Source organism: Aeromonas media (genome assembly GCF_000819985.1).
GTDB classification, from domain to species: domain Bacteria; phylum Pseudomonadota; class Gammaproteobacteria; order Enterobacterales; family Aeromonadaceae; genus Aeromonas; species Aeromonas media.
Genome location: NZ_CDBZ01000160.1, coordinates 1 through 1,962 on the forward strand (window position 1 = coordinate 1; position 1,962 = coordinate 1,962).

Below are 1,962 nucleotides of genomic sequence, written 5' to 3' on the forward strand. Positions count from 1 at the left end.
AGTTGAGAGCCATGACTGTCGGTTGAGTTTATTTGTTCATATGCCTGACGGCACTCATCATGGTGTCAATATTTAACTAAAGATCGTCATCGGTACGTTAATCGCAGATCTCATCTACCAAACGAAATTAACGCTCCCATGATGATACTTTTTCAAACTTCCTCGGTGTGCAAGCGGATCTGATAGCGTGTATTGCGTCCGCCACCAGGTAATTTCTCAATACATCCCTTTTCCACCAATGCAGCCAGATGGCGTGTGGCCGTGGGCTTACTGACTCCGGCGACTTTTTGATATTGACTGGCACTGATGCCATTTTCAAAACCCTGTTCGCCGCCATCCAATAAACGGTTAACAACCCTGATTTGCTCTGGACTCAGACAGTCATGATTGTGTCGCAGCCAGAAATGAGCCTTGGCAAGGCTACGAGCGATACTTTGTAATGCCAACTCTATGGAGTAATCCAGTGTGTCGAGGAACCAACAGATCCAGGAGGTAATATCTAGCGGGCCCCTCTGCGCTGACTCAAGCGCTCGATAGTAGTCACCCCGCCGTTCTAGAATAGCAACTGGCATGGCATACAGCCGCATGCTGTGGCTGTCAGCCTGTGACAGCGCGAGATCGGTCAGTGCCCGCGCTAACCGCCCATTGCCATCATCAACGGGGTGCAGGGTCAGAAACCAGAGATGGCAAATCGCCGCACGAAGAAGGGGATCTATCGTGGGATCATGCCGAGTCTGGTTAAACCAGAGGATCAACTCGGCCAGTTGGTCGTCCAGAGCGGCTCTGGGTGGAGCCTCAAAATGCACGGTAGGGCGATCAACACGCCCAGAGACAACCAGCATCGGCTCATCTCCTCGCAACTGCTCTACGTTCATTGGCTGTACCGACCATTCGTTGACAGGGAACAGCCAACGATGCCATTGGTAAAGTCGTTCAATTGTCAGTGGTTGTTCATGGTTGTCGATGGCATCCAGCATCATGGCCGCGAGCCCCTCTGAGCGCTCTGATACTGGATAGGACTGAGTTTGTGAGCTCCCTAACCGCCTAGCCAGGGAAGATCGCACGGATTGGGCATTGAGACGTTCGCCTTCGATAGCGGACGAGGCGATGATGTTAGCCAATAACGTGTCCAACGTTTGGTCGGGGTTCCCCAACCTGGAATGACTACCGATTAGAATTCCCTGTCTGCGTTGAACCTGCCGTAATCTGGGCAATATCTCGCTATCCCGCCAACGAAAATGGGGCCAATCTGCTTGTTGCATATTCCGGTCGAAAATGAACACCTATTCCGGTTTAAAATGAACGCTGATTCCGGCTTGCGTGTACACCGATTCCGGACACCTCAGTGCACGTACTCTGATGCCAGATGAACCGTCCTGTTCCAACGTCTTGGATCCACAATTGCCGCGCTGCGCTTGGCTGCTGGCTTGTTCGGTGAGTCGAAAAGATGCCTCCCCTCAAAGCTCAGCTTCTGCTCGAAGAATCCCTGTCCGCATACTTTCCGGAAATGGTGTTCACAGATTCCGGAATCACTGTTCAACTTCACCGGAATACGCACTTGTTGCCAAATCCAAAATGGTTCCATTATTTCCTCATCCAACATGCTAGGGTCTCAAGAATGAGCCGACCCAGCCCATCATTCGGCTCAATGTTTGAGCCGAATATAACACATGCAGCAGACCAGCAGAGCTGGTAATGAGGATGGGGATACAGGCTGAAAATCTCAGACAGGAGCTGACGAAAAACTGGATTTATTGCTGCTGTGTGGCGCTATAGCAACCAGTAGATAGACAAGGCGGGAGCTCGTTTTCGTTTCGAATGCTTTTTGGGAGCTTGCAGCTTGCGCTGCATGAAGCCACGCACACGCAGATGCCCTTAGGTCTGCTCATTCATATGCCTGATGGTACTCGCTATGCCATCACTGTGAATAATTATAGGGAAATTTAGTTTTATCTGGGTGAA

Annotated in this window: 1 protein-coding gene and 1 pseudogene; both read right to left on the reverse strand. The window is 50.9% G+C overall.

Annotated features, from left to right (window positions below; all coding sequences use genetic code 11):
• Positions 1 to 152 precede the first annotated feature (152 nt).
• Entirely contained in the window at positions 153 to 980 is an 828-nt protein-coding gene (locus BN1127_RS13985) for a Fic family protein (protein ID WP_231557492.1), read from the reverse strand.
• Between the two features lie 66 nt (positions 981 to 1,046).
• Positions 1,047 to 1,262 (reverse strand): annotated as a pseudogene (locus tag BN1127_RS22830) (DUF4172 domain-containing protein); the annotation flags it as partial.
• Between the last annotated feature and the right edge of the window lie 700 nt (positions 1,263 to 1,962).

What these genes read in the sequence shown, in the direction of transcription:
- BN1127_RS13985 (WP_231557492.1), bottom strand. Translation starts at nt 980, where the DNA reads ATGATGCTGGATGCCATCGACAACCATGAACAACCACTGACAATTGAA.